At 56.3% G+C, this 24,104-nt stretch carries 18 protein-coding genes; 8 read left to right on the plus strand and 10 right to left on the minus strand.

Features of this window, described 5'->3' with window-relative positions; all coding sequences use genetic code 11:
- Positions 1-99 precede the first annotated feature (99 nt).
- Positions 100-3,930 (minus strand): EAL domain-containing protein, encoded by a 3,831-nt coding sequence (locus KU43P_RS03580; protein ID WP_317661100.1) that lies wholly within the window; start codon positions 3,928-3,930, stop codon positions 100-102.
- Positions 3,931-4,190: 260 nt separating this feature from the next.
- Here KU43P_RS03580 and KU43P_RS03585 point away from each other — a divergent pair, with 260 nt between their 5' ends.
- From KU43P_RS03585 to KU43P_RS03605, 5 genes are all read left to right on the plus strand, one after another.
- Positions 4,191-4,586, plus strand: coding sequence for a hypothetical protein (locus KU43P_RS03585; RefSeq protein WP_317661101.1), 396 nt, complete (start codon positions 4,191-4,193; stop codon positions 4,584-4,586).
- Positions 4,587-5,602: 1,016 nt separating this feature from the next.
- A complete protein-coding gene (locus KU43P_RS03590) occupies positions 5,603-6,586 on the plus strand; it encodes an AAA family ATPase (protein WP_176513906.1) in 984 nt (327 codons plus the stop codon).
- A 23-nt stretch (positions 6,587-6,609) separates the two neighbouring features.
- Positions 6,610-9,024, plus strand: coding sequence for a S8 family peptidase (locus KU43P_RS03595; protein WP_176513908.1), 2,415 nt, complete (start codon positions 6,610-6,612; stop codon positions 9,022-9,024).
- Between the two features lie 229 nt (positions 9,025-9,253).
- The gene (locus KU43P_RS03600) at positions 9,254-10,213 is read left to right on the plus strand and encodes a hypothetical protein (RefSeq protein ID WP_176513911.1); all 960 of its coding nucleotides are present in this window, start codon (positions 9,254-9,256) and stop codon (positions 10,211-10,213) included.
- A gap of 82 nt (positions 10,214-10,295) precedes the next feature.
- On the plus strand, positions 10,296-10,808 hold the full coding sequence (locus KU43P_RS03605; protein ID WP_176513912.1) for a hypothetical protein: 513 nt from the start codon (positions 10,296-10,298) through the stop codon (positions 10,806-10,808).
- A gap of 131 nt (positions 10,809-10,939) precedes the next feature.
- Here KU43P_RS03605 and KU43P_RS03610 read toward each other — a convergent pair whose 3' ends face one another.
- Complete coding sequence (locus tag KU43P_RS03610) at positions 10,940-11,356, minus strand: hypothetical protein (protein WP_176513914.1); 417 nt, start codon at positions 11,354-11,356, stop codon at positions 10,940-10,942.
- A gap of 90 nt (positions 11,357-11,446) precedes the next feature.
- Between KU43P_RS03610 and KU43P_RS03615 the strand changes: the two genes are divergently transcribed.
- Positions 11,447-11,722 carry a helix-turn-helix domain-containing protein gene (locus KU43P_RS03615; RefSeq protein WP_176513916.1) on the plus strand — a complete coding sequence of 92 codons (276 nt, stop codon included), beginning with the start codon at positions 11,447-11,449 and terminating at the stop codon, positions 11,720-11,722.
- Positions 11,723-12,310: 588 nt separating this feature from the next.
- On the opposite strand, the gene KU43P_RS03620 is transcribed toward KU43P_RS03615, so the two are convergent.
- The 4 genes from KU43P_RS03620 to KU43P_RS03635 form a co-directional block, all read right to left on the minus strand.
- On the minus strand, positions 12,311-12,841 hold the full coding sequence (locus tag KU43P_RS03620) for a hypothetical protein (protein WP_176513918.1): 531 nt from the start codon (positions 12,839-12,841) through the stop codon (positions 12,311-12,313).
- Positions 12,842-12,936: 95 nt separating this feature from the next.
- Positions 12,937-13,605 (minus strand): DUF3313 domain-containing protein, encoded by a 669-nt coding sequence (locus tag KU43P_RS03625; RefSeq protein ID WP_176513919.1) that lies wholly within the window; start codon positions 13,603-13,605, stop codon positions 12,937-12,939.
- A 43-nt stretch (positions 13,606-13,648) separates the two neighbouring features.
- Complete coding sequence (locus KU43P_RS03630; RefSeq protein ID WP_176513921.1) at positions 13,649-14,950, minus strand: OmpP1/FadL family transporter; 1,302 nt, start codon at positions 14,948-14,950, stop codon at positions 13,649-13,651.
- 83 nt (positions 14,951-15,033) lie between these two features.
- Complete coding sequence (locus KU43P_RS03635; RefSeq protein WP_176513922.1) at positions 15,034-17,058, minus strand: alkyl/aryl-sulfatase; 2,025 nt, start codon at positions 17,056-17,058, stop codon at positions 15,034-15,036.
- Between the two features lie 317 nt (positions 17,059-17,375).
- Here KU43P_RS03635 and KU43P_RS03640 point away from each other — a divergent pair, with 317 nt between their 5' ends.
- Positions 17,376-17,780, plus strand: coding sequence for a glycine zipper domain-containing protein (locus KU43P_RS03640; RefSeq protein ID WP_176513923.1), 405 nt, complete (start codon positions 17,376-17,378; stop codon positions 17,778-17,780).
- 364 nt (positions 17,781-18,144) lie between these two features.
- Here KU43P_RS03640 and KU43P_RS03645 read toward each other — a convergent pair whose 3' ends face one another.
- Genes KU43P_RS03645 through KU43P_RS03655 form a run of 3 tightly spaced genes read right to left on the minus strand, consistent with a single transcriptional unit; the run spans position 18,145 to position 21,135 of the window.
- Positions 18,145-18,783, minus strand: coding sequence for an RraA family protein (locus tag KU43P_RS03645; RefSeq protein ID WP_176513924.1), 639 nt, complete (start codon positions 18,781-18,783; stop codon positions 18,145-18,147).
- 26 nt (positions 18,784-18,809) lie between these two features.
- On the minus strand, positions 18,810-19,784 hold the full coding sequence (locus KU43P_RS03650) for a hydroxyacid dehydrogenase (protein ID WP_176513925.1): 975 nt from the start codon (positions 19,782-19,784) through the stop codon (positions 18,810-18,812).
- Between the two features lie 10 nt (positions 19,785-19,794).
- Positions 19,795-21,135, minus strand: a complete 1,341-nt coding sequence (locus KU43P_RS03655) for an MFS transporter (RefSeq protein WP_176513926.1) — start codon at positions 21,133-21,135, stop codon at positions 19,795-19,797.
- Between the two features lie 104 nt (positions 21,136-21,239).
- Here KU43P_RS03655 and KU43P_RS03660 point away from each other — a divergent pair, with 104 nt between their 5' ends.
- Positions 21,240-22,829, plus strand: coding sequence for an IclR family transcriptional regulator C-terminal domain-containing protein (locus KU43P_RS03660; protein WP_176513928.1), 1,590 nt, complete (start codon positions 21,240-21,242; stop codon positions 22,827-22,829).
- A gap of 882 nt (positions 22,830-23,711) precedes the next feature.
- On the opposite strand, the gene KU43P_RS03665 is transcribed toward KU43P_RS03660, so the two are convergent.
- Positions 23,712-24,104 carry a hypothetical protein gene (locus KU43P_RS03665; RefSeq protein ID WP_176512214.1) on the minus strand — a complete coding sequence of 131 codons (393 nt, stop codon included), beginning with the start codon at positions 24,102-24,104 and terminating at the stop codon, positions 23,712-23,714.

Genomic DNA, 24,104 nt, shown 5'->3' on the forward strand with positions numbered 1-24,104 from the left:
CGCCGGCAAGCCAGCTCCCACAGGGTAGGAGGGGGCTTTGAGGGCTGCGCTGTACTTGTGGAAGCCGGCTTGCCGGCGATGAGGCCGATACAGGCCCCATCAATGGAACATGAATAGCGTCTCGTTGGAAAACTGCGCCTCGAACTGATTCGCCGGCATCGGCCGCCCGAACAGGTAGCCCTGCACCTCGTCACAGCCATGCTCGCGCAGGAATTCCAGCTGCTCGTGGGTCTCCACCCCCTCGGCGATCACCGCCAGGTTGAGGCTGTGGGCCATGGCGATGATCGCCCGGGCAATCTGCGCATCCTGTTCGCCTTCGGGCAGGCCGTCGACGAACGTGCGGTCGATCTTCAGCACATCGATGGGGAACTGCTTGAGGTAGTTGAGCGACGAGTAACCGGTACCGAAGTCGTCGACCGCGATGCTCAGGCCCAGCACCTTCAGGCTGTCGAGTATCTGCATCGCCTCGTTCACATCGCGCATCAGGATACTTTCGGTCAGCTCCAGCTCCAGGCAGGCCGGCGGCAGGCCGGTTTCTTCGAGGATGGTGGCGATGCGGTTGCCGAGCTGGCCGTCGGAGAACTGCCGCGCCGAGATGTTCACCGACACCTTCGGTACGCGCACCTTTTCCTTGTGCCAGGCCTTGAGCTGACGGCTGGCTTCGCGCAGCACCCAGTCGCCGACGTCCACCACCAGCCCTAGCTCCTCGATCACCGGGATGAAGTCGCCTGGCGGCACCAGGCCGCGGGTCGGGTGGCGCCAGCGCAGCAGGGCTTCGGCACCGGTCAGGCGCTTGCCGTCACCGCTGAACTGCGGCTGGTAGTAAAGGATGAACTCGTTCTGCTCGAGGGCGTGGCGCAGGTCGCTTTCCAGCTCCAGGCGCTCCAGGGCGCTGGCGTTCATCTCGGCCTGGTAGAACTGGAAGTTGTTCTTGCCGCGCTCCTTGGCGTGGTACATGGCGGTGTCGGCGTTCTTCATCAGCTGGCTCAGCTCGTTGCCATCCTGCGGGCTGAGGGCGATGCCGATACTGGCGGTGACGAAGAACTCGCGGTTCTCCAGCACGAACGGCCGCACCAGGCTGCCAAGGATGTTCTCTGCCACATGGATGGCGCGGTTCAGCGCCATCTCACGGGTGGCACGCGGCTGCAGCAGCAGGGTGAACTCGTCGCCACCCATGCGCGCCACGGTGTCGTCGTCGTCGACGCAGGCCAGCAGGCGCAGGGCCATGTCCTTGAGCATGCGGTCGCCAGCGGCGTGGCCGAGGGAATCGTTGATCGGCTTGAAGCGGTCGAGGTCGAGGAACATCAGCACCACCCACGACTTTTGCCGTTCGGCCTGCTGCAGCGCGGTATGCAGGCGGTCCTGGAACAGTGTGCGGTTGGGCAGGTGGGTGAGGGCGTCGTAGTAGGCCAGCCGGTGGATGCGCTGTTCGCTGGCCTTGCGCTCGCTGATGTCGGTGAAGAAGCACACGTAGCTGGCCAGGTCGCCTTCGTCATCCAGCACTGCGGTAATGCCCACCCAGGCCGGGTAGCGGTCGCCGTCGCGGCGCTTGAGCCACACTTCGCCTTCCCAGCTACCGCGCTGGTGCAGTTGCTTGATCACGTAGCGTAGGTGGCCTTCCTGCTGCTCGTCGACCGTGAGCATGCCGGGCAGTTGGTCGAGCACGTCGCTCACCGCATAGCCGCTGACCCGGCTGAATGCCTCGTTGGCCTGCACGATGTAGCCGGCCGGGTCGGTGATGAGGATCGCCGAGGTCGAGTGCTCGAACACGGTCGCGGCCATGCGCAGGTCTTTTTCCGCACGGCGCTGTTGGCTGATGTCGCGGCCTACGCCGAGCACGCCTTCGAAGCGTTCGTGGTCATCCCAGATCAGCACCAGGCGCAGCTCGATGGGGATCTTGCGGCCATCGGCGCGCAGGCAATCGAACAGGAACAGTTGAGTGGGCAGACGCTGGCGCAGTTGCGCCAGTTGCTCGCTGTCGTCCATGGCCCGGCTGACCCGTTCCATCAGGCTGTAGATGCCGGTGAGCTGGGCGGGGTTGGCAATGATCGACTGCCAGCCGTTGTCGAAGATCCACTCGGCCGGGTAGCCCAGCACCGCTTGCACCGAGGGGCTGACGTAGTTGAGCTGCAACTGGCTGTCGGTGGAGAAGATCACGTCGCTGATGCTCTCGGCGAGCATGCGGTAGCGCTGTTCGCTGTCGCGCAGCGACTGGCTGGCCTCGATCTGTACGGTGACGTCCTTGCCCACACCGATGATGCGGGTGACCAGGCCGTCGCTGTTGCGGGTCAGCACTTGTTCGCGAATGTCGTAGCAGCGCCAACTGCCGTCGCGGTGGCGGAAGCGCAGCTGGGTATGCAGCGACTGGCTGTGGCCGGTGTCGCGCTGCTGCTGGCGCATGGCCTGGTAGCTGGCGGCGTCCTCGGGGTGCAGCAGCAGCTCCCAGAAGCGCTCGCCCATCTGCGCCAGCTCGTTGCGGTCGTAACCCAAGGTCTGGCCGAGGTGGCGGTTGCTGAAGATCATCCGCTGGTTGAGCACGTCCTGCACATACAGTTGGTCGGGGACGGTACGCACCACGTCCGACCAGAAACTTTCGCGCTCCAGCAGCGACAGCTCCACCTGCTTGCGGCTGGTGATGTCGCTGATGCTCAGGATCACCGCCTGGTAGTCGCGGCGCTGCTGCGGCAGGCGTGCCATCAGCCATAGGTGCAGCTCGCCGCCCAGCGGTGCCGGCAGGCGCACCTCCAGTTCGAGCGAGGGGCGTTGTTCGATCAACGCATCGATCAGCTGGATGCCGACGCTCTCGCGGCCATCGCCGCTGCCGTCGATCAGCCGTTGCCAGGCGCCTTCGTTGCAGTCGACGTTGAGCAACTGGCGCGCCACCTGGTTGATTTCGGTGATCTTCAGTTCCTGCAGCAGCGTGCGGCGCAGGTTGCTGTCCAGGGCCAGGCTCTGCTTGAGCGCGGCGAGGTTGCGCAGGTGGTAGCGGTCGAGCTGGCCGGGCAGGCTGGAAAGGTCGAGCACGCACAAGGCCACGCCGGTGCCCTCGAAGATTTCCTGGTAGCGGCGGCGGTCTTCCTGCAGCGCGCGCTGGCGGCGGCGCATGTTGATCAGTGCCAGCACCGGCAGCAACGCGCAGAACAATGCCAGCAGGCATTTGCCGAGCAACGCCGGCAGCAGCTTCTGGCGGGCAAGGCCGGCATCGAACAGGCCGCGCAGCTGCCAGGTGCTGTTGTCGATGAAGGCCAGCATCACGCTTTGCAGCGGCTCTTCGCTGGTCGGCGTCGGCCCATGGCGCTCCAGTACCTCGCCGCTGCGGCTGTTTTCCAGCAACCACAGGGGGTGGTTGGGGCCGTCCAGGTGCACGGTCAGGGCCTGGTAGTAGTCGCTGGACAGGCGCAGCAGCCAGTAGCCGCGGTCCTGTTCGCTGGCTTGGCGCAGCAGCAGGTAGAGGGTGCGGTTGTCCGGTGAATTGGAAAAGAAGAACGCGTGGCCCTGGTTCAGCGTCAGCAGCTCGTCAATCAGTTGGCGGTCAGGGCTGCCGGCCAGGCTGTCGCCGCTCAGTTGCCCGCTGTGGTCGATCCAGGCCAGGTCGCGCAGGCTGGGCAGGCGCTCGCGCAGGGTGACCAGCAGGCTGGGCAGGGCGGCCGGCGTCGGAGCCTTGACGTAGGGCTGTACCACATTCAGCGCTTGCTGGGCCTTGAGCGCCATGTTCAGGCTCAGGTGGTCGGCAAGCTCGGCGCTGGCCTCCAGGTTCTGCTGGCGCTGGTCGGCCTGGGTATGGCTGAACTGGGCGAACAGCTGCCACAGCAGCAAACCCAGCAAAACCAGTGCAAGCAGGGCCAACGCACCCTTTATGGACCCGCGCAGGGACGCGACCGGAGCCGAGGTTGCAGGGCACAGCGACGACGGATGATTGAGATTGGTCAAGCGTTGGTCCTGCGATTGGGCTGGCGATGGCAGGTTTTGTTATGCACGGTGTGTGCCGGTGCCTTCAGGCGCCGGGGCCGTGGTGGCGCACTATAAGGCCGCACACCCGAAACGGGCTAGCATGCCTGGCATTATGGCAAAGTGCCAGCCCGCTTATCTGTTGCCGGATGTCGCGGCGCAGGCGGTGGGTTCGGCAAGACCCTGCTTCCTGTGCGAGAATGCCGGCCGCTTCAATGACAACGCTTCGGAGATGTTCGGTTTTGGTTACTCACTTTTCCACCAATGGCCTCGATTCCGCCTGTGGGCGCAGCAGTCAGACCCTTGTCAGCACTGCCGTGACCGAGGATGTATCGTGCAAGTCGTGCCAGCGCTCGCTGGTCAAACCTGAGGCGGCGTCTGCCGCGAAAAACAAGACGCCGTCGCTGGCCGAACTGCGCAAGACCGCCAAGGCGGCTGCAGAGCCGGCTGAGGTCGTGGCTGCGGCGAAACCGGCAGCCAAGGTTGCCAGTGCACCTGCCGTCAAGCCGGCCAAGGCTGCTGAACAGCCAGCCCGCAGTGGCGGCTTCAGCGTGAAGGCCGCCTACGCCGCGCGCCTGGCTGAGCAGGGCGACCGTTGCCGGTTGCCGCGGGGCAAGGCCAAGCAGCGTCACGTCTGAATCATGTGAGGCCTGTTCTGGCCTCATCGCCGGCAAGCCGGCTCCCACGGCTTCGCGACAGGCGTTCTGTGGGAGCCGGCTTGCCGGCGAATGGGCCGCAAAGCGGCCCCAATCCGCCCCACCATCCGACCACCCTGTGAAACGCCGCGCGTTGGCGTAGAATGGTCGCCTTTGTTCAATCACACCCCGTAAACACATCGCCCTGGCCGCTTGCCGGGGCGATCGTCGATGTCTTTATCTATCTATTTAGAGGGCTTGGTTTTGGCTCAATACCCCAATCTGCGCTATTAGTTTTTGGTTGCGTTTTGTGATTGAGAATTTTCCCCCCTAGAATTCTGGGCTCCAGCCTGTCGGCAACGGCAAGAAATGTAAAAACGTTGCTTTGTATAATTTTTTAGTAAACTTTTGGCGCTTTTCGGGCCAGATGTAGCCTCGAAACTTAACTTTTTCATCTGGCACCAAGCCCGCTTCGCCGGTCATCGCATGTGTAGCGCAACTCCAATCTCTTCAATTACAGGTCTTAAGCACCCTGCAGGCTGAACAAACAGCTGAGAAGTTTGATAACGGTATAAGATTGCAGAATTTTTAGGTGTTGTGGTGCACGCATGGATCATGCTTAGTGTTCGACGTTCTAGTTTTAGCGAGAAAGTTATCTAGTTGCAGATGCTTGCAGGTTCTCCCGGCCAGCATGCTGGGTGTGCGGGTATCTGACTATCCTTGGAGTGGCGTTTTTACAGAGGGCGGCTCATCGTCCTCGCAAGCAAAGCCGCTCGTCGACTGTCATTGAAAATCCGAGCTGAGGCTTTGGAAATACTGGACAAATAGCCACCCTAGGCGATACTCTTGCAGTAGGCTTAGTGTAAGAGTTTTTAGAGTTTGCACTATAGTGATTATTGGAAAGGAGTCCGTTCATGTTAGCTCTCATTGATTCAGCCTGTTAGTTGTACTGCTTAGGGCAAGAATTGGTTTCATGAGTTGACGACTCTGAGAAACAACCTAATTGCAGGACCTATCAAATGGCTAACGGAAAAATACTACGGCAGCTCTTCAAGGCCGGAACACTCGGGGATCAGGCGGCCTTCCGTCGTGCTTCGGAAGCTATTATCGAAGAAGAGCGGCAAAAACAGCACCACCTTCTGGCCAATGATCTGGAACAGATTCTTTACGGCGGCGACATGCATGTTCAGTCTGCACGTAAACCGCAATTTACCGCTGACATTCCTGTAGATAAGGAGCGTGGACTTCCGCTTCTCGATATTAGGCCGCCCAAGCGATCGCTCGAAGAGATCATCCTACCTGAAAGCAGTGCCGTCATGATCGAGGAGATGCTTGAGGAGCATCGCCGCTCTGAGGTCCTTCGCAGCTACGGTATGAAGCCCTCAGGCAAGGTCATTTTCTTCGGTCCACCAGGTTGCGGTAAGACTCTTGCGGCCGAAGTGATCGCCTTCGAGCTGGACCGGCCATTGGCTATCGTGCGGCTCGACGCACTGGTGTCGTCGTTCCTCGGAGAAACTGCCGCCAACCTGCGAAAGGTGTTTGAGTTCATTTCGAAGCATCAGTTGGTTGTTTTGTTTGACGAGTTTGATGCGATTGGCAAAGAGCGTGGTGATAGTTCTGATCACGGTGAGCTCCGCCGTGTGGTCAATGCTGTATTGCAGATGATGGATGCTTACGATGGCCAGAGCCTCATTTTGGCAGCGACCAACCACGAAAGTATTCTTGACTCAGCAATTTGGCGCCGGTTTGATGACGCCATTGAATTTCCACTTCCTGATAGAAAACAGCTTACCGCATTGTTGCAGCTAAAGTTGCGGGGTATTCGCCGACAATTTGAGCTAGATGACGGCGAGTTGCTGGCAGAGCTTGAAGGGAAAAGTGGTGCCGATGTCGAACGAGTTGTTCGGCGTGCCATTAAGCGTATGATATTGCGAAACCAAGAGTTCCTCACCATCAAAGAGCTTCGTAGTGCATTGGTGCGAGAGGGGCTTCGAAAACACTGATCCGCTGCAGTCAAGGATGATGAATGGCAACGTACAAGCACCTGAGCTTTGAGCGCGAAAATCTCGACAATGCCCGCCGGACAAAAAATCCGCCAAAGTTCGCCAAACGAGGTGACTTGCGCGGGCATGGTCAAAAGCTGAACGGCTACTTCGCCACTGCCGCAGGCATTGCGCGCCAGCAAATTAAGTCCGCAGAAAACTCCCCTTTCGTGCTTAAGTTGCAGTATGACGGCGCGATGACCTTCGAAAATCTCCAAAAGCATGGCTTGGAGTTCATCAGTCAGGAAGGCAAGCAGGTGTGCGTCGTGTTCGCCACCGAGCAGGGCTTAGCGGTTTTCCAAGACCACCTGAACAAGCTCGGCGTCCTGGGTCAAACCGTAAGCTATAAGCAGATTCTCGAAGCCATCGAGGGTATTGATGCCTGGTCTGCAGAGGATAGGAAGAGCTGGGCGCTGCGCAATCTTGGCCTCCCAGATGGCGAGAACTTTAAGCTGGATGTTGAGCTATGGCCTCACTACGTCATGAATCATCCAGCGCGGATTCGCCTCGTCACGGGTTTTGAGAAATGGTTGGAAGAGTCTGGTATCCAGACTGTGCACAAGCTGAATTACGACAGCTTGGTCATGTATCGCGTTGAAACTACTCAGGCGCAGGCTGACCTGCTTTTGAATCACAGCGATGTGCGTCTGGTCGATCGGATACCGCAGACCGGCATCACTTATGCCCAGCTGAACCGAGATATATCTGAGCTTCCAGGCAACATTCCGCAACCTGCCCTCGAAGCAGCACGAGTATGCATTCTCGACAGTGGGATCAACACCAACCATCCACTTCTTAGATCCGCAATTGCCGAGAGTGAATCATTCGTTGAAGGCCAAGACGAATTCGATGAAGTGGGGCACGGTACCGCTGTAGCCGGCATCGCTCTGTATGGTGACGTTGAAGCTTGTGACCGCAGTAACTACTGGCGGCCGGAGTTTTGGCTCTATAACGGCAAGGTCATGCGGAAATGCCCAGATACCGAGAATCCTATTTACGACGAGCACACCGTTGAGGCCACTCTGACGGAGGCTGTTGAGCACTTCGTAGGTTTAGGGTGCAGAATTTTCAACCTTTCATTGGGGAACAGTAATGCTCCCTATGACGGCAGCCACGTTCGCGGGTTGGCTTACATCCTGGATGTGCTTGCGCGTAAGCACAACGTCCTGTTCGTAGTCTCGACCGGTAATTTCATGGGGTCATCTGACCCTGCTGTACCTATCAATAGCTGGCGCGAAGAGTACCCCGAGTACCTGTTGCACGAGACCAGCGTCATCATTGATCCAGCACCGGCAATGAACGTGCTAACGGTCGGGAGTATTGCTCGACACGATGCTACCGTGGACAGTCAGCGTTATCCTGAAATTCATCAGCTATCTCCTTCCTGTGAGAATCAGCCATCGCCATTCACGCGTCATGGCCCGTCGGTTAAAGGCGCGTTGAAGCCGGAGCTGGTGGCTCATGGAGGAAACCTGGCGTGCCCGGTGCATTTCAGGAATAGCCAGTGGAAGACGGAAATGCGCGGCCTGGGTGTTCTGACCTTGAACTACCAGTTTCAGGGCAATACGCTGTTCAAAGAAATCTGCGGTACGAGCTTCTCTGCCCCCTACATCACCTACCTTTCCGGCCGTTTACTCAATGAATATCCGGACGCCTCGGCTAACTTGCTTCGAGCGATGCTGGTGAATCATGCCTCGCTGCCGAGCGAGATTGAGACCACTTTCTCTGACGAAATGAGGAAGGGATACAAGGTCAACAAAGCCACCTATAACCGTGAGATTTCTCGCGACGTTGCCGGCTATGGGCAGGTGAACGAAAGCGATTTGTTCCGATCCTCGGATCACTGCGTCGTGCTAATGTGCGAGGAGACGATTGAAAAAGACGCCTGTCAGTTCTTCGAGTTGCCACTGCCAGCGTCTTATCTGCGCAAAGCGAGAGGGCTGAGGGAATTGAGCGTGACTCTCGCTTATTCGCCAGCTGTGAGAACCACGCGGTTGGATTATCTTGCCACGCAGATTAGCTACAGGTTGGTCAAAGGTAAGTCGCTTGATGAAGTGCAGGCTCACTTCAACAAGGAAAACCAGGACGAAGCAGAGACACGAAATGACGATGCAGCGACCAATCGGGATATCTCTGCGCAGCTGAGAAGCAGAGGCACTGTGCAGTCCTCAAAATGGACCTTTAAGCAGCGCAATCCGGACGAGAAGTGGTTCGTGGTGGTAATTCGCCAGGATCGGGAGTGGAATCATCCGGATGTGCTGGTTGAAGAGCCCTACGCGCTTGTAGTGACGGTGTCAGACCGCGATAACGAGCAGGCACAATTATACACCGAGATTCAAGCCACCCTGGCTCTGCAGTTGCAGACAAGAGAGGAGGCACGTCAGCGGGCCGCGATATAGTTTGCAAAGCGAGAGCGTCTAGCCAGAGCTCTGTTGTTTACGCTTAGTTGACGGGGCCACCACACCAACTGAAGTACGCATTATGGTGGCTCCTCCTAGTTGCTATTTTGAGAGTAAAGGTTGCCCAATGCCGGTAGGGCACCCGCTTGTTCTCACCAGCTCTATCACATTTAATGGGCTACTACTATGATTGTTGGCTATATGTCGCGAATAGCATGAGGGAGTTTCAATGGCGGGGTTGTGGGAACCAGTCAACGGTGTGTTTACAGCCTCTGCATCGTGGGGAACGAAATCGGATTTTTGGGATAAATTCGAATGGTTCCCGTTCATTATGACAGCTACGGCAGCCCTCATTACAGCGTTGATCGGTGCGTGGCTTGGTGCTTGGGCAGCTCAGCGAATTGCGGGTAGGAGCAAACTTCGCGACGAATTACAGAAAGAGCTGCGGAGCACCAATACTGGTATTATGCTGGCGCATACGATTGCTAATCTTGCTTACGCACTCAAGAAGCAGCATATCAAGGCAATGAAAGAATCGTACGATGAAGACTGCAAAGCCTTCGAGCTTTACAAGCAAAAAGTGGCTATGGGCAACGGACCAACTGCTTTTCAGATGGCGCCTAATCTTAATCGGCTGGATGAGATCACGCCACCCATCTCAGCCCTTCAAGATATCGTAATGGGAAAAATATCCACTACAGGACGAGCTATCGCGTCGGTTACAGCATTAGCTGATGCTGTGAAAAATTTGAATGACGCCCTAAAGGGGCGGAACGAGCTTATCTTAATAATCAAAGAGGATAGGCTGCCAGCGGGAGCAGAAATACATCACTTTTACTTTGGCATTCCTTATGCGAAAGGTAAGGCTAATCTAGAGTATGGATGCTATGTTCAGGCGCTATCATTGTATACAAATGATGCAATTTTTTTCAGCATGAAGCTTTGTGACGACCTTCGAAAACACGGCATTCACGTAGCCAAGAAATACAAGAAAGAGTTTCGGGAAGAGTCTCTAGGTGTTAGTAGCTTCGCCTGGGAAAAGGCGGAGCAGGAAGGTTTGTTGCCGAAGGACGAGGACTACGAAAGCTGGTTGTCAGGATTCCAGTCCGCGCCGGAGAAGAAAACATTTAATAAATCGCAGCGGCTTAAGGATTTTTTTTCAACTATTCATCGCCAGCGTGGAAGATGAGAAGCTCCGAACACTTGAGAATTTAGGTGGGCGCTTCCTGACTTCTTGTAGATCATGAGGAATTTGATGGGGTGCGAATAATATGAATGAAGAGGAGCAGGTGCGCGATGTTTATGCTTACTATGGATTGGCCATGTACTGGTCTCAATGTGTAGAGCAGTCCATGTTTATTCATCTCATGTTTTTGGAGTTTTTTCCTAAAAAGCTGAAGGGGTTTAGTAACGCGGCTGAGTGGGCTTCGGATTTCGACAGGTATGAGGAAGTCGAACTCGGTAAAACTATGGGGAGACTGCTTCAAAAGCTCAAAAACGAAGGGCAGCCCACTGAAGAAGTTTCGACTCTACTTGGGTCGGTGTTGCAAAGGCGGAACTGGCTTGCACATAGTTATTTTTCTAGTAGAGCTATCGAATTCATGCATGAGTCGGGTCGCTCCGACATGATAGAGGAATTGCAAGAGGCGACTGAGCTTTTTCGTGAGGCTGCAGCTAAACTTGATTCGATCACAATGCCAATAGCCCGACGATATGGCTATACTGAGGAAATGGAGGCTAAAGCCAAGAGCGAAATGTTCGCAGAGTTTCGCGCTAGATCATAATCCTTGGGTGTTCCAAGTTGGCCGCATAAGTAGTGATTTTGGTGGATCATAACGCCTTTGCGATTTAGTACATGCTCACAGGTTAAGCTAGGGCGTAGCTTTGCAATTCGCGGTTATAGATGACGGTCACGTCATTCTGCGCGATATATTATCCGCTGATCGGGAAGTGACGTCTGCATCCTGACCGGTTCCTCGTAGTGCAGGTCGTTGGCAAGCTTGATCATGAACATTGGTCGTTCATCTTGCTCACTCAATTCGATTGCCTGAACAGGCACCATGGACCACATTCCGGAGCCATCCTGGCTGGGCAAAACGCTCATGATGCGCGTCACGGTTGCGCTGGCCGGAAGCCCTTCCAGCAGCTGACGAAAATGCTCCACGCACGAAACTAGCATCATGCGCTGAAAATCGAAGCTCTCATCTAACTGGGTTATGCACACATACAGCCAAGGTACGGCCAGCTCCTGCTCGACGATCGCCCATTGCCTGCTGCCGTCAGCGAATCGCAGGTTACCGCGTAGCTCAGCGCCTGGATGGGTCACGAACATACGGGCTACCTCGAACCAAAAATGAACACTATAGATTGTAGTCCTTTAGTGTTCAATGACGCTTCATCGTTCCTTTTGCAGGAGTCGCAAATGGAACTGAATGATGCTGTAGGTCAGGCATTACGCAATGCTCGCCTCCGCAAGGGCTTTACCCAAGAGGACTTCGGCAGCATCAGCAGTCGAACCTACATTAGCTCCCTGGAGCGAGGTATGAAAGCTGTAACGGTCAACAAGCTGACCTCAATTGCAGAAATGATCGGCGTGCACCCACTTAGCATCTTGGCCGAAAGTTTTTTGCTGCAATCTGGAGGCAATTTGGACGAACTATTGGCTCGCGTTAGGGGGGAAATTCTTGACAAGGGCTGAAGCTTCGCCAGCTTAGCGGTACCTGAGTCATGACGAACTACAACCTGAGCCTGGACCTATCCCAGCGGTCACGGCACCGCCATGGCCGGTAGGAGGGATGTCGGACAGGCGGTGTGATTTGAGTCTTAACCGAATGGCCCAGATATCTTTCAATCGGAGCGGAGCTTTCTACCCGACCAATTTTTCCTTTGTCCCAAGCTGATGGCGGCTGGTCGTAATGGCATTCATGGCTTGTCCTCCAGGTGCGGGAGGACAAGGATGCTCAGCCCGATCCAGAGGCGCTAACCGACCCTATGCGGATACCCACTCAAGTAGCACTGTTTCAGACAGAATAAGCTCCGAATAGCACATGACTTGTCGATTAAGCGGGGACCTGTGGGAGCGGGTTTGACCCGCGAACACCGATGGAGCCGGTGCCATTACCGCGTTGAATTCTTCGAGGGTAAACCCACTCCCCACAGGGGTCGCTCAAGCCTGGCGACAGGCAGCTTCGGGTCGAAAGCAGCCATCTACGACTGGCAGCTATCGACCCATAGCGGACGTTCGAGCATCCCCCTGAGAATTCTCCCTGAACCAGTGACTGACTCCTCAGCTGCCCTCCGTAGATTCAGCCGTTTTTGGCGGCAGTGGGCCGATGAACATCATTTTCAGTCGATCACGACCAATCACTCGTGCCAATTCTGCGATGACGCAGTACATGAAGATCAGGGTAATCAACAGGATCTGAATCGCCCAGAAGCGTGGCCAGTTCATCGACGACCATAACAATGTATTGGCATCGACGAACCCGGGCGCCTCTTTCCAGTAATCGTACAGTCGCTCTAGATAGTGAACGATCAGGGCTACCAAGGCATACATTGCGGTTTTCCAGGCGACGTTCCAGATCAGGGGCTTGTCGGGAAATCGATTGATGAACGGCAGCATGTCAGCAACGAGTACCGACTTGCCGAGGACCATGGACGCGATCAGCACGGAAGCTGAAACAGGCAACTCGACCCCTGAGCCCTTGATCATCAGTGCACGAATCAGCGCCACGATGTGCAGGATCACAAAGAAGAACAAGGTTGGGGGAAGTACCTTCATGAATTCATGTTTGAGCTTTAGCAACACGGTACTCATTGTCGCACCTCCAGTAAGTGAAGCGTCTCACTTGAAGACTACTCAAAGCCTCTAGGTCCTCCTGCCGCAGCCGGCACGCCAGGAGGACATACGAGCTATTTTTTCAGCGCCTGGAATGCATTGACCATGTCTCTCGCCCAACCATCGAGCACCACGCGAGCATCCTTGGCCTGCATTACTTGCGAGGAGTTTTCAAGATCGGTACCGGCGCCTTTGCGTACCACCTCGGCGACGACTTCATTGGAGCGACCATCGATGAACGCAGCCTCGGTGGCAACACTGGTGTCTTGGTCGCGGATACCGGTGGCCGTGCTGATACCAGCAGCGACCAGCGCGATCGGAATCACTTCATAAGGACGCAGCCCCTTGGTTTTGGCACTTACCCCTGTAATTGCCGGACGTACCACCAGCACGCCTGGTCCTGGGCTGGTGGCCAACGGCAAGGCTTTGGAGAACTGGGTTTTCAACGCCTGGTCGTAGTACTGGGTAATCCCGGTCAACGTTTGCTGCGGGATCTTTTCAGTTGGCTGTGGCTTTGGGTAGTACTGGCTGGGCTCGACATACACACTGCTGAACTGGCTGACATCAACTCCAGGCTTGATCCAGCGCATGACCGCCGCGCCCGATGGCGATTTATCCTCCTTGAGTTTGCTGTAGTCTTTCAGAAAGCCCGAGTACTGGTCCGGCTCCACGTACTTGCTGGCACAGCCATGCAGCAGCAGCGATGCGAGGCACACTGTTGCAACCAACGATTTGCTCTTCATACAGCCTCTCCTTTGCGGTAAATGGTCTTCAGCGTTCAATGCGTCAGAAGCGCCATGTCACTCCGCCGCCAATGATGTGCAGGGCGGCATTGTCATAACTGCCCGACAGGGAGTTGCCGGAGCGCGCTTTGGTCTGCTCTACGTCCATGTCGCCGAGCCAGACCAAGGTGTAGGCCACATGCAAATCCAAGCCTTCCTCGACCTGGTAGTTCACCCCGGTCGCGAAGCGCCAGGCTTCCCCCATCGGGTTGTCGACAGTACGATCCTTGTCATCGACAGCCGAACTGTCGTAGCCCACGCCGAAGCTCCAGCGCAGTTGTTTGCTCATCTGGTACTGAGCACCGACCGAGGCATGCCAGGTGTCCTTGTATTTGCGGTCGACCGTGCGGCTGACGTCTGCGGCGTTGGCGTCCACTTCCACGCCGATATCGCCGAAGTCGCTCCAATCCTGCCAACCCAGACTGCCCAGCAGGGTCCACTGCTCATCGAGTTGGTGGGCCACGCTGAAAGTCACCGTCTGCGGAACATTCATGTCCAGTTCCAGGGTATCCACGGCCAGGCGGTTCAGTGCAGCGTTGATGATCGGGTTGTTGATGTCGCTGACGTGCGGGCTGTCCTCGAACTCCAACTTCACCTTGCTGGTATAGGCGAAGCCCAGGCGCGTGCGCGGATCAAGCTGGTACATCAGGCCCAAGTTCACGCCCATGCCGAAGTCGGTGTCCTTGTACTCAAGCTGGCCGTCTGGGCGGTCAACCAGCCCCAACAGGCTGTTATCGATGGCCATCTCGGTACGGAAATAACCAAGCATCATGCGCGGGCCGATGCCTAGAGTGAGATCGTCGGTAAACCTGTAGGCAAATGTTGGTTGGAATGACACTCCGATCACTGCTGACTCCTGGGTAAAATAGCGCCCAGTCCAGTCATCGTCATAATCCAGGGCCAGGCCGAAGTTCCCGTACATGCCGAAACCGATGGCCGAGCGCTCGTCGATTTGATGGCTGATGAAAAGGCTGGCCCCCGGCAAATACTGCAAGGCGTTGCCGCCCTCGTTGCCATCAAACTGGTTGTTACTGCCACGGGAGAAGCCAATGTCTCCGAAGATCACCTGTGCATTGGCGCTGATCTGCGTGCCAGGTAGCAGCGCGATGCCGGCGGGGTTACTCATCAGCACACTGGGATCTGTCGCTAGCGCCGCCGAGCCGGCGTTGGCCAAGCCGTTGCTTTCCTGTCCGGCCTCATATATGAAGATGCCGCCGGCCAGCACATTGTTGCTGTGGAGCGACAAACAAAGCAGTGTTGCGGGCACCAACCTTTTTGCAAGGTTGACTGGAGATGTCGTGCTCATAGTCCCTTACTCCACACTTTAAAAAGAGCAGGACACCGAATAATCGGTGTCCTGCTTGACGCCCAACTGCGTCAAGGGAGCAATCAAGGTGTGACTATCGGGAACCAGAAGTCGAAGTTGTCCATGTAGCTCATCAACTCCTCAAGCTTGCCCTCGTTGCCGTTGACCTTCACGTCGCCTTTGCTGACCGCGTCTTTCAGCGTGGTCTGCTTGAGCATGATGTTGTTCAAGGTGTCGCGGGTCAGAGTAATGGTCGCGTCGGCGTCTTTGGCTTGCATGCCTTCGGTGTGATTGAGTACACCGTTGACCATCTCCAGCGTGTACTTCTGCTTCAGGTCGGTGAAGTCCAGGTTCAGGGTGATGTGCTTGTCGCCCACCTCAGGCCCTTTCAGGCGCATGGCCAGGAAGTCGAAGAACAGGTCTAGGTCCATTGCCTTGACGGTGTCGGGGCTGGCGGTGTCCGGGGTTGGCAATTTCTGCACGCCGTTACGCAGCTCCTGGGCACCGGTCAGGTAGAAGTTGCGCCACGGGCCGCTCTCGGCCTGGTAACCCAATTGCTCCAGCGTGTCAGCTTGCAGGTTCTTCGCTGCCTGGTTGCTTGGGTCGGCGAACACCACGTGGTTGACCACCTCGGCCACCCAGCGATAGTCACCCTTGTCGTAGTACTCCTTGGCCTTTTTCAGCACTGCGTCGGCACCGCCCATCATGTCGACGTAGCGCTTGGCTTGCTCATCCGGCGGCAGCTCCCACAAGGTGGCAGGGTTGCCGATGAACCAGCCCAAGTGCAATACATAGGTGGCTTTGACGTTGTGGTTCAGCGAGCCGTAGTAACCACGGTTGGAGAAGCGGTTGGCGATCGACGGAGGCAGCTTCACCTGCTCGGCGATCTCGGTCATGGTGTAGCCCTTGTTCGCCAGACGCAAGGTCTCGTCGTTGATGTAGCGGTACATGTCGCGCTGGGACGACAGCTGATCTTTTACTTCCTTGTTGCCCCAGACCGGCCAGTGGTGCATGGCGTACATCACCTGTACGTCATCCCCCCACAGCTTCAAGGTTTCGTTGAGGTACTTGGACCACGGCAGCGGTTCGCGAATCTTCGCGCCGCGCAGCGAGTAAGTGTTGTGCAGTGTATGGGTAGAGTCTTCGGCGGTGTTGAGAGCCTTTTTCTCCTTGATGTAAAAGAGCATCTCCGCCGGCGCCTCGCTGCCTGGCGCGTAGAGGAACTCGTATGTCAGACCGTCGATCACGTGCTTCTCACCGGTTTTCTCGATGATGTCGGTCGGCGGGATCAGGGTCACGGTACCGGCGGAGGTGGTGGTCCCCAAGCCTGCACCCAGCTGACCGGTTTCATTTGGCGGCAGCAGGTTGCCGTACATGTAGCTGGCACGACGGCTCATCGCGGTACCGGCCATGACGTTCTCGGCCACGGCATGTTCGAGGAAGCCTTTGGGAGCGTAGATCTTGACCTTGCCGGCTTTGACGTCGTCCTCATTGATCACGCCGCGCACCCCGCCATAATGGTCGACGTGGCTGTGGGTGTAGATCACCGCGACCACCGGCTTCTTCGGCCGATGCTTGTAGTACAACTCCAGGGCCGCCTTGGCGGTTTCCGAGGAGATCAGCGGGTCCATGATGGTGATGCCTTCCTTGCCCTCGACGATGGTCATGTTTGACAGGTCGTAGTTTCGCACCTGGTAAAGACCGTCGGTTACCTCGAACAGGCCGGAAATGTTGATCAGCTGCGACTGCCGCCACAGGCTCGGGTTGGTGGAGGCCGGTGCTGTTGTACCTTCCTTAATGAAACCATACTTAGCCGGGTCCCAGATCATGTTGCCGGAGGGGCCCTTGATCGGCTCCGCAGGCAAAGGAGCGATAAAGCCCTTGTGGGCCAGCTCGAAGGAAGTCTTGTCGTTAAATGGCAGTTCCTTTAGAAGCGCGTCGTTAGCCGCCTTCGTTGCATCTGTGGCTGGTTTGGCCTTTTCTTCCGCCCACGCCTGCGAAGCAATGGCAATGGCGCTCGCCAGGAAGAAAGTCGAACTGAGTTTCCAGAGTCTGCCCGCCGACACAGAGCGGCCGTAGGTGCCGAACGGTTTCGCGAATAATGTCATTACAAGCTCCTTTTGAGTGGACACGCTGTACCGGTTCGGCAACTGCCAGCGAAAGATTCTTGCTGCTTAGATAGGCTAGCTAGGAATTTGGATTAGTCCAAACCGCGATTAACTGCGCCCCCATGAGCGGGCGAGCCCGCTCCCACAGCTGCTTTGAAATTCAACAGAACGCATAACCAGGCAGAAAATTGCTGGACAGACGGAGACCTTTTCGTCAATTGATTGATCGAGATTAAGGCACCACCGACTACACATTGACCCGATCATATCGGCGCCACAGACTTTACTTCTCTCATGAATTTTCGGAGGTCTGTCCGATGCGTAGATCATTGTGTGTCGTTGCGTTGAGTCTTTTTGTATCTCTTTATGTATTCGCCGATGAAACAACTAATACGGCTATTGGGGGAGGGCTTGGCGGCGCCCTCGGAAGTGTTGCAGGCCAGGCCGTAGGTGGCAGCACAGGTGCCGCAATCGGCGCAGGTATCGGTGGTGCAGCCGGCGGTGCAATGACGGCCAAACACGGCAACAAGACAGAGTCAGCTATTGGAGGAGGGCTTGGGGCTGTGGGCGGTCAAGTAATTGGCAACAGCGTTGGTGGTTCTACCGGTGGCTTGATCGGCGCAGGACTGGGAGGTGCGGCGGGAGGTGCAGTTGGCAACAGTTTGGCCAACGATGATGGACATCGCCACAAACACAATCATAAAAATAAGCATGGGCACTAGCTGTCCCGTAAGGCTGCTATGGGTCGAGACCGGTCATCAACGACTGACAGCTATCGACCCTAAGCGGCCTCTTGCGTTGGCCAGCATTCGGCCTAATGCGCGGCATTGATCAGTGCTTGGATTTCAGTGACCTGCGTGTATACACTCACGACGGACAAAACCGGGGGCGATTCACTGCCCTCAGGTGAGCGTGATTTACGACCTGTTGATGTGGTAACCAATACGATCGTGTCGGGATCGACCGGGCAACTTCTCGTTATCGAAAGCTGATTCACTCAGCAGATAACGGGGGTGTAGATAGCGGCCACTCGGTGCGGAAATGCCGAGGCGTGGGAGGCCGCTATCTACGAAGGGTTATGTGCGTTTAGCGTACGCTTGCCCGTACTTTTTCGCGGAAGCTGTTTTCGTAGCCGTCCTGGAGCTTCACCCTCTCGGCCAAGTTTGGCAGGAGGCTGCGAGCAACTACGATGATGCCATCCCGGTCACCGATAATGGCATCACCTGGATAGCAAACGACATTACCGCAGGCGACTGGAACGCCGACCTGGCCTGGGCCCCATTTTGAGGGGCCTGCTGGGTTTACTGCACGGGCGTAGATAGGCAGCCCCATGCTGTCGAGTTCTTCAATGTCACGTACCGCGCCATCGATGACGACCGCTGCAACCTGCTTGGCTAGGCAGATCTCACCGAGCAAATCACCGAACACTGAGCGGTTCACTTCGCTGTTGCCGTTGATGACCAGTACATCCCCTGGCTGTGCCTCGTCCAACGCACGATGGATAGCGAGATTGTCACCCTCGCGAGTGTTCAGCGGCAAGATGGTGCCGAAGAACGTAGATTTACCGGCGGTGTGGCGAATAGCCGAAGCCATCATGCCCATGCGGTGGAGTACGTCGCCGATGAGTGCCACCGGGTAATGCGAGATTTCCTCGATCAACGTCAAGTCAGCTCGCTCCCAGGTGGCATTAACGGTGATCGACTCATCGGACACATTGATGAACATTGAATACCTCCAGTTCGGAAAAAGGCTTAGCTGAACGATTTCGGCACAGGCTGGTTGACTGGGTGAGCAGGTGCTTCGCCCTTGAGTACGGCGGCTATGGCCTCCAGTGCGCTCATGCCTACGCGCATCAACGATTCATCGGTCTGGCCGGCGACGTGGGCAGTGACGATCAGGTTGGGCGTGTTCGCGATGTCCGGCGTGGTATGGTCGAACGGCTTGATCATGTCGATGTTCTCGGCAGCGAGTACATCAGCCCCCGCGCCAGCCAGCTTTCCGCTCTTGAGGGCGTCGACCAGTGCTTGCTCGTCGACAACACCACCACGACTGGTGTTAATCAGCATTGCGCCGTCTTTCATCCTGGCGAACTCAGGTGCTCCGATCAGGTTGCGAGTGGTTTCCAGCAGAGGGACATGCAGGCTCACGACATCAGCCGTAGACAGGAGGGTGTCGAAGTCTACCCAGCGGCTGTCTGAGCTCGGGTCGATGGCGGGGTCGGTAAATATCACTTTCATGCCGAAGGCTTCAGCAACAGGTGCAACGCTGGAGCCTATGTTGCCGAACCCCACCAGGCCCAAAGTGCGTCCTTCGAGTTCGATACCGGTCAGCGAAAGGCGGTCTTCTGCCCAGACCCGATTGCGGGTTTGTTCGGATGCCAGCGGCAGCTTGCGGCACAGCGACAAGAGCAACGCGAAGACATGCTCAATCACGCTGCGCTGGTTTGCACCTGGAGTGTTCGTGACCCAAACCCCGTGGTCGGCGGCTGCTTTGTAATCGACGTTGTCATAGCCGGCGCCATGGCGAGCAACAATCCGCAGCTTGGGCGAGGCAGCGATCATTTCAGCGCTGATGTGGCCGCCACGCAAAAACACGGCAGCCACCTGATTACGGATTTCTTCATACCCAACGGCATTAGGGCCGTAGCCGAGACGCACTTCCCCGACATCCGAAAGTCGGCTGAGGATTGTTTCGTGAATGGGGCTGGTGACGTAAATGAGAGGCATGCGGTAGTACTCAGGCGAATTGATGTTTTTTGTCGTCGGCAGCTGCTTGGCTGCGGACAGTCCACAGCACGATCAGGCCCAGAACTCCGGCACCGCTCAGGATGAAAGCGGGAGCCGTCTGGTTGCCGGTGGCGCCGATCAGCCAGGTCGCCATGAAAGGCCCAATGCCGCCGCCGATAACGGCACCGACGCTGTGGCCAAAGGCGACCCCGGTGTGGCGAACGTGGGTAGGGAAGAACTCAGGCATGACCGAGTAGGTGCCGGCCAGGCAAAGCGCGTAAGGAATCATTCCCAAGGCCAGACCGGCCATGGCCATGCTTACCTGGCCTTGCTGCATCAGCAGGAACGATGGAACGGAAAGAACGGCGTAGCCGAGATAAGCTAGGCGGAGCACGGCTTTACTGCCAATGATCGACCCGAGGTGACCTGCTAACGGAATCATCAGGGCTGCAAAGCTGACAGCCACCAGAACGATAGTGGAAGCCTGTCCCTTCGAGTAGCCGAGGATTGAGCTGAAGTACGCAGCGATGAAAACGGTGCCGATGTAGGTGCCGATGTTCTGCACTAGGGAGATCATCATGACCTTAGTGAGCGGGCGCATGTAGTCGCGCACGAGCTCAGCGAAAGGTGCGCTGTGTTCTTTGTTCTCCTCGGCTTTTTTCGATTCGAATTCCGGGCTGTCTTCGATGCCCAGGCGCATCCACAGGCCGATGATGCCCAGCGGCAGTGCCAACAGGAACGGAATACGCCAACCCCAATCAGCCATCTGTGGGTCGGTCAGCCATGCAGCTGCAAGGCCGGCGATGGCTGCGGCAAGACCTTTACCAAACTGAGCAATCGACGGCAGGAAAGAGATGTATAGCGAGCGACGATTGGCTGGAGCCCACTCACGGATGTAGCTAGCCGCACCGCCAATTTCCCCGCCGGCAGAGAAGCCCTGCAGCATGCGAAGTGCAACGAGGAGGATGGGGGCCCAGACGCCGATTTGCGCATAGCCAGGCAGCAGGCCGATGAGTGTCGCAGCAGCCCCCATCAGGGTGATGCTCGCGATCAGGCTAGCGCGGCGTCCTACCTTGTCCCCCAGCCAACCGAACGCTACAGCGCCAATCGGGCGGACGAGGAATGCAGAGCCGAAAACCAGGAAGGTATTGAGCAGGCCTGTTGTCGGGTCGTCTGATGGGAAGAAGACCAAGGCAAGGGTGGCAGCAAGGTATCCGTAGATGCTGAAGTCGTAATACTCAACGAACGTCCCGAATACCGCAGCAGCGGTAGCCTTCTTGGCTTTGGTCTTGCGTTCGATTCCAGGCTCAGGCATAGCGACGGACTCCGTCAACGTATTGTTGTTATTCATAGGTCACTCCACTTTGTGGATCACGTCCATTCTTTAAAAAATGGGACAGTGTCCTGTTTTGTTTTTTTAAGAATCCTCGCGCCCAGCGTTATTGTCAACAGGCGGTGATTGCCCTGCGGCTCGAAACCGGCACAAAATGGAGCCTTCTTGATGCTCAGCAAGCTGATCAAATGCCTATCGCGCCCTCTCAAATTCTGGCTTCCAAAGCCCCTGCAGCCACATCCAGCCACGGTCGATTGATTGAGGTAATGGATGCTTTGGTCAGACGAGCGGATGGAGACGCGTGGGGCGTAAGAGAGCTAGCCCACGATCTTGGAGAGAGCAGAAGTACCGTCAACCGCATCTTGGTGGCCTTGGTTGACCGAAATTTTGCGGTTGAAGAGGGGGTTGGAAAGTATCGAGTGGGCCCGCGCTTCAGGGTACTGATGCACGCCTTGAATAATCGCAGTGCTTTGGTGAATACAGCTCGGCATCTCCTCGATGGCTTGGCGGAGAGTGCAAAGCAAGCAGCCTTACTGTCGGTCTATGCGCCGCATTTGAACGGCTACTACGTTCTTCACTGTGGTGAAGCCCCGGCCACCTTGTTCTTCAGACCGAAGAGCGGAAATCCCTTCCCCTTGGAGTTCGGAGATATCGGTAGAGGGTTCAGTGAGTTCCTTCGAAAGCATCCGTCGCCGGATGACATCCCACCTCGCCAAACACCGATCGAACCACCCCAAAGCATCTCGGAGTCCGAGTTTCCCTCAGCGGTCTCCATGGTGGTGAGGAGGTTGGCACCGGGGCTGGTGATTTCGGTATCGCTTCACGATCTTGGGGGCCTTGATGCCAAGGTACGACATGCCGCCCGGGCCAAACTTGATGAGGTTGCTGATCGGTTATCACAGGCAGTAGGCGTGTCGGATAGCTTCGGTCGTGAGGTAGTCAGCGATGGAGACAGTGCTATTGTTGCCCGGCTTGAGGGGCTGCTGCAGTTGGTGTGCGCGGAGCCCAATGGGTACAAATGCAGATTGGGCATGGCCGCCCAGTTGCAATGCAATGCGGCAACTGCCAAGAAAATTATTGAATCTGCCACCCTTGAACGTTTGATCCATATCGACGGGCAGGTGATTTACCCGGCTGCCCGGCTACACCAGTGGGCTGCACTACTCAGCAATGAAACCTACTCTCCGGTGAAGCTCTGCAAGTCCATAGTCGATTCTCTGGTGAAGGAAACGGGAGAAACAATCGCGTATCTCTCGTTTGACGGAACTACCTCCAAAGCCCAGTTCCTTGATGTTACTCAAGGCTGGAGGCCTATCCAGTACAAACTGGAAACTGGGGTTGATGTCCCGCTGTATGCCGGTGGCGCCGGTAAGGCTGTGCTGGCCCACTTGCCAGCAGATTTTGCTGAGGGCTTGAAACTGGAGAAACTCACCGATGCGACAATCACTTCGCACTCCAAGCTTCGGGCTGACCTTCAGTCGATCAGAGAGCGAGGATGGTCGGTGGGTGATGGTGAACGGGTTCTAGGCGCCTTTGGTATCGGCGTTCCGATTTTCATCGATGGGCAGATTGCTGGCTCAATCTCTGCGACGATACCGCAGTACCGCAAGGAAGACTGTGACGTACCTTCCCTGATAGAGAACATGAAGCAGGCCTCAAGGCGCATAGGTCACCTGCTTTCTCTGGGAGGAATGGGGCGCGTTGGCCCCTGAAGCTCAAAGGGGATGCCCGTAACGGCAACCAAGCGATCATCTATTGCTCTTCAGATGGGGGCTTTAGGCCGATTGCTGCATGTCTCTAACGGCGGCTGTGGGTCGAAAGCGGTCCGTCGCGACTGGCTACTCTCGACCCGAAGCTGCCTTTGCCTGCGGGCAGTTAACGGCCAACAGCTGTCATCCGCCGCGGGCAGCGAAGGCCGTGTAAACCACTTTTTTTACCTGTAAACCTATGTGGTTTACAGGTAAAAAAAGTGGTTTACAAGCTGCATCCCGCAGGCACTATTTCAGCTGGGGTTGGCTTGCTCACGGACCTTTCTGCGCTTCGCATACTCACAGCTTCCCGAGCATTTTACGGGGTATTTTACAGAGAACCTCAGTTGTGCCAACGCAGCAGCAGCCGAGGCGCGCACGCCATGCTCAGCCCCTTCAATAGCGCCAGGTTGATCCAGTGGAACACCAAAGCATGAGGCGTGTCTGTGAAGCCTAGAAAATACGCCCGTTTAAAATTTTTTTTAGAGGGACTTTATTTCGCATTACAGGCCGATCATACGGCTTAATTCGCATGCTTCAGAGCTACGATTCCTCCGTTCGCGATGGCGCAGAGCGCTCTTAAATCACGTAGGTAATTCGTCAATAGTTCAGTAAAACCAATTCTCATGGGCGCTGTGCAAATCAGAGGCTGTCCGGCGGGCTGTTGTCGCGAGGCGAAATTACGCACCTTTGATTGAGAGCGGTTGCACGCTCGGACCCCAGGTCCTTCACCATTCAAAGGGTTAGCGCGAAAGTCTCTTGATCTCGCCCAGCCTCTATGGATCCTGGTTGATCTGACGCTTAGCCGCGGGGCTGAGTTGCAATTTCTAGAGCTCGGCTTCCTCATTACTTTTTGAATTGAATCAGTGGCCGATCTAAGATTGATTGAGATAAACCATGCATATCAGCGTTTGCCTGCCATGTGAGGAAGCGGGTAAGAAGCTGCTGATTGATAGCCTTTAGCTGCTGATTAGCTTCAGTCAGCTTTTCAATACGCTCGTTTGCAAGATGAATGTCTTTAATCCACCCAGGCTTCTCAGTCGGAGCCTTGAGTGCAGCCTTACGATACTTCATTGCCATATTCACCGCTGGCAATTTCATTAAGGACTGACGCGCGCGACTGATATTGAGCTTCTTTTTGCAAACATCTACTAGAAGGGGCCATGTTAACTTTGGCTCTGCCCAGTCTTCAATCAGCTTAATTATGCGAACTTCGTCATTTTTTGTTAAGTGTCCCAT

It is taken from the genome of Pseudomonas sp. KU43P, assembly GCF_033095865.1.
GTDB lineage: Bacteria > Pseudomonadota > Gammaproteobacteria > Pseudomonadales > Pseudomonadaceae > Aquipseudomonas.

Excerpts from the sequence above, each read along its gene's own strand:
- KU43P_RS03590 (WP_176513906.1), top strand. The coding sequence starts at position 5,603 with ATGGCTAACGGAAAAATACTACGGCAGCTCTTCAAGGCCGGAACACTC.
- KU43P_RS03595 (WP_176513908.1), top strand. The coding sequence starts at position 6,610 with ATGGCAACGTACAAGCACCTGAGCTTTGAGCGCGAAAATCTCGACAAT.
- KU43P_RS03600 (WP_176513911.1), top strand. The coding sequence starts at position 9,254 with ATGGCGGGGTTGTGGGAACCAGTCAACGGTGTGTTTACAGCCTCTGCA.
- KU43P_RS03605 (WP_176513912.1), top strand. The coding sequence starts at position 10,296 with ATGAATGAAGAGGAGCAGGTGCGCGATGTTTATGCTTACTATGGATTG.
- KU43P_RS03610 (WP_176513914.1), bottom strand. The coding sequence starts at position 11,356 with ATGTTCGTGACCCATCCAGGCGCTGAGCTACGCGGTAACCTGCGATTC.
- KU43P_RS03615 (WP_176513916.1), top strand. The coding sequence starts at position 11,447 with ATGGAACTGAATGATGCTGTAGGTCAGGCATTACGCAATGCTCGCCTC.
- KU43P_RS03620 (WP_176513918.1), bottom strand. The coding sequence starts at position 12,841 with ATGAGTACCGTGTTGCTAAAGCTCAAACATGAATTCATGAAGGTACTT.
- KU43P_RS03625 (WP_176513919.1), bottom strand. The coding sequence starts at position 13,605 with ATGAAGAGCAAATCGTTGGTTGCAACAGTGTGCCTCGCATCGCTGCTG.
- KU43P_RS03630 (WP_176513921.1), bottom strand. The coding sequence starts at position 14,950 with ATGAGCACGACATCTCCAGTCAACCTTGCAAAAAGGTTGGTGCCCGCA.
- KU43P_RS03635 (WP_176513922.1), bottom strand. The coding sequence starts at position 17,058 with ATGACATTATTCGCGAAACCGTTCGGCACCTACGGCCGCTCTGTGTCG.
- KU43P_RS03640 (WP_176513923.1), top strand. The coding sequence starts at position 17,376 with ATGCGTAGATCATTGTGTGTCGTTGCGTTGAGTCTTTTTGTATCTCTT.
- KU43P_RS03645 (WP_176513924.1), bottom strand. The coding sequence starts at position 18,783 with ATGTTCATCAATGTGTCCGATGAGTCGATCACCGTTAATGCCACCTGG.
- KU43P_RS03650 (WP_176513925.1), bottom strand. The coding sequence starts at position 19,784 with ATGCCTCTCATTTACGTCACCAGCCCCATTCACGAAACAATCCTCAGC.
- KU43P_RS03655 (WP_176513926.1), bottom strand. The coding sequence starts at position 21,135 with ATGAATAACAACAATACGTTGACGGAGTCCGTCGCTATGCCTGAGCCT.
- KU43P_RS03665 (WP_176512214.1), bottom strand. The coding sequence starts at position 24,104 with ATGGGACACTTAACAAAAAATGACGAAGTTCGCATAATTAAGCTGATT.